Genomic DNA, 2351 nt, shown 5'->3' with positions numbered 1-2351 from the left:
AACCTGCCGTCGCTGGTTCGGCTGACGGCTCGGAGCGCGAACTCGGTGCCCGCAAGCATCAGGCCGAGCATCGGCGCTTCGTTGTGGATGCCCGCGACCAGATGCATGAAGAGGAGTGGGTTGCAGGGCCCCAGCCACAGTGCACTGACCTCGGCGACACCACATCGTCGGGCCAAACGTGGAGTGGCCCAGACGATCAGCCCCACACCGGCCAGGACCACGATGCGGTGACAAAGCACTGCTGCGACGATGTTGTCACCGGTGAGTTCGGAGATGCCGCGGCCGATCCACAGGAACAGTGGGCCGTACGGAGCCGGCGTCTCTCGCCACAGGCTTGGTACCGAAAGCGTGAAGACGTGGTCGAGTCCGAGCCCGGTCGCAGGCCCCACCCGGTACGGATCGAGCCCGAGACGGGCGATCTGACTCTGCGCGAGGTAGGAGTAGACGTCCTTGCTGTACATCGGCGGCGCGATCAGCAGCGGCAGCGCCCACAGGAGCAGGGTGCGGTCCAACTGGCTCCTGGACATGCGGCGGCTGCCCAGCGCGAATCGCCCAAGCATCAGCCATGCGAGCGCCATCATGACGGCCCCCGTGGTCGTCATCGTCAACGACACGGTCTGGATGCGGGAGGGAAGATTGAGGAGCCGCACTCCGAACGTGGGATCCTGGACCACCGGCCGCGCGCCAGCGCCGAGCGCCCCGATCGCCATCAGGACGGTGCCGGTGGCGCCGAAGACGCGGGTGCGGCGCAGCGCTGCGACCTCGGATGCGATGAGGGGAGAGCTGACCGTCGTCTCGTCGGCGTGCCAGCGGGCGACGGCAGAACTGGGTGACCGTAGCCGCGCTGCCATCACAGCAGCGTAGTAAGTCGGCCTTGTAAGGGTCACCTTCCTAGACCCGTTTGCCGAATTCCGTCACAATGGTGTTGTGAAAATCCGCACGGAGGCTACGCGCGCGACTGGAGCCGGATTACCGGCCCCGGCGGGCGTCGCGGTGTCCTCCGACGGGCACACCCGCGCATCTATCGTGCAACTGCTGCTAGAAGGCCCCACCACCGCCGGTGAGATCGGCGATCGGCTGGGCATTTCAGCGGCCGGAGTGCGCCGCCACCTCGACGCATTGGTCGAGGTCGGCGATGCCGAATCGAATGCCGCAGCGTCCTGGCAGCACAACGGCCGGGGACGTCCCGCCAAGCGGTACCGGCTCACCGCCGCCGGACGGGCGAAACTGGACCACGCCTACGACGACCTGGCCGTCGCCGCCATGCGGCAATTGCGCGAGGTCGGCGGCGACGACGCCATCCGCACCTTCGCGCGCAGGCGCATCGATACGATCCTGGCTGGCGTTGACGGCGTCGCAAACGCAGTGAGCAAGGGCGTCAAACCAGGCGTCACCGCCGCGGCGGACCGCGTCGCCGTCGCCCTCACCGGGGCGGGATACGCGACCACCACCACGCGGGTCACCGGCCCCATCGACGGTGTCCAGATCTGTCAGCACCATTGCCCGGTATCGCACGTGGCCGAGGAATTTCCGGAGTTGTGCGAGGCCGAGCGAGAAGCCTTCGCCGACATCCTGGGTACTCACGTACAGAGGCTGGCGACCATAGTCAACGGCGACTGCGCGTGCACCACGCACGTTCCGCTCATTCCAGAGCCCGCAAGGCGCACGGCCCGCGCCGAATCCATCACCGCTATCGAGAATCAAGGAGCGTCGACATGACGACCACCCCGGAAGCACTGACCCAAGAGGAAACCATTGCCTCGTTGGGCACGTACGGCTACGGCTGGTCGGACTCCGACGTCGCGGGCGCCAGTGCGCAGCGCGGTCTCTCCGAGGCCGTGGTGCGCGACATCTCGGGCAAGAAGAGTGAGCCCGAGTGGATGCTCGCGATGCGCCTCAAGGCGCTGCGCACGTTCGAGAAGAAGCCGATGCCGAACTGGGGCTCCAACCTCGAGGGCATCTTCTTCGACAACATCAAGTACTTCGTGCGCTCCAGCGAGAAGCAGGCTGCCACGTGGGACGACCTGCCCGCCGACATCAAGAACACCTACGACCGGCTCGGTATCCCCGAGGCCGAGAAGCAGCGCCTGGTCTCCGGCGTCGCCGCGCAGTACGAGTCCGAGGTGGTCTACCACTCGATCCGTGAGGATCTCGAGGCGCTCGGCGTCATCTTCCTCGACACCGACTCCGCGCTGAAGCAACACCCCGAGCTGTTCAAGCAGTACTTCGGCACGGTGATCCCGGCCGGCGACAACAAGTTCTCCGCACTCAACACCGCGGTGTGGTCGGGTGGCTCGTTCATCTACGTGCCCAAGGGCGTGCACGTCGACATCCCGCTGCAGGCGTACTTC

At 66.5% G+C, this 2351-nt stretch carries 3 protein-coding genes; 2 read left to right on the top strand and 1 reads right to left on the bottom strand.

Features of this window, described 5'->3' with window-relative positions:
• Nucleotides 1-851, bottom strand: an 851-nt coding sequence (gene mptB, locus ACRDUX_RS07280) for a polyprenol phosphomannose-dependent alpha 1,6 mannosyltransferase MptB (RefSeq protein ID WP_526412422.1), incomplete at its 3' end; no start/stop codon positions are given.
• A 76-nt stretch (nt 852-927) separates the two neighbouring features.
• On the opposite strand from mptB, the gene ACRDUX_RS07275 reads away from it, so the two are divergent.
• On the top strand, nt 928-1719 hold the full coding sequence (locus ACRDUX_RS07275) for a helix-turn-helix transcriptional regulator (RefSeq protein WP_526412420.1): 792 nt from the start codon (nt 928-930) through the stop codon (nt 1717-1719).
• Nucleotides 1716-2351, top strand: a 636-nt coding sequence (locus tag ACRDUX_RS07270) for a Fe-S cluster assembly protein SufB (protein ID WP_526412418.1), incomplete at its 3' end; no start/stop codon positions are given. The genes ACRDUX_RS07275 and ACRDUX_RS07270, both read left to right, overlap by 4 nt.

Origin of the sequence: Mycobacterium sp. (assembly GCF_050701675.1) — a bacterium.
Classification (GTDB): Bacteria; Actinomycetota; Actinomycetes; order Mycobacteriales; family Mycobacteriaceae; genus Mycobacterium.
Note: the sequence above shows the minus strand (reverse complement) of the source record. Positions and strands in the feature narration are given on the sequence as shown.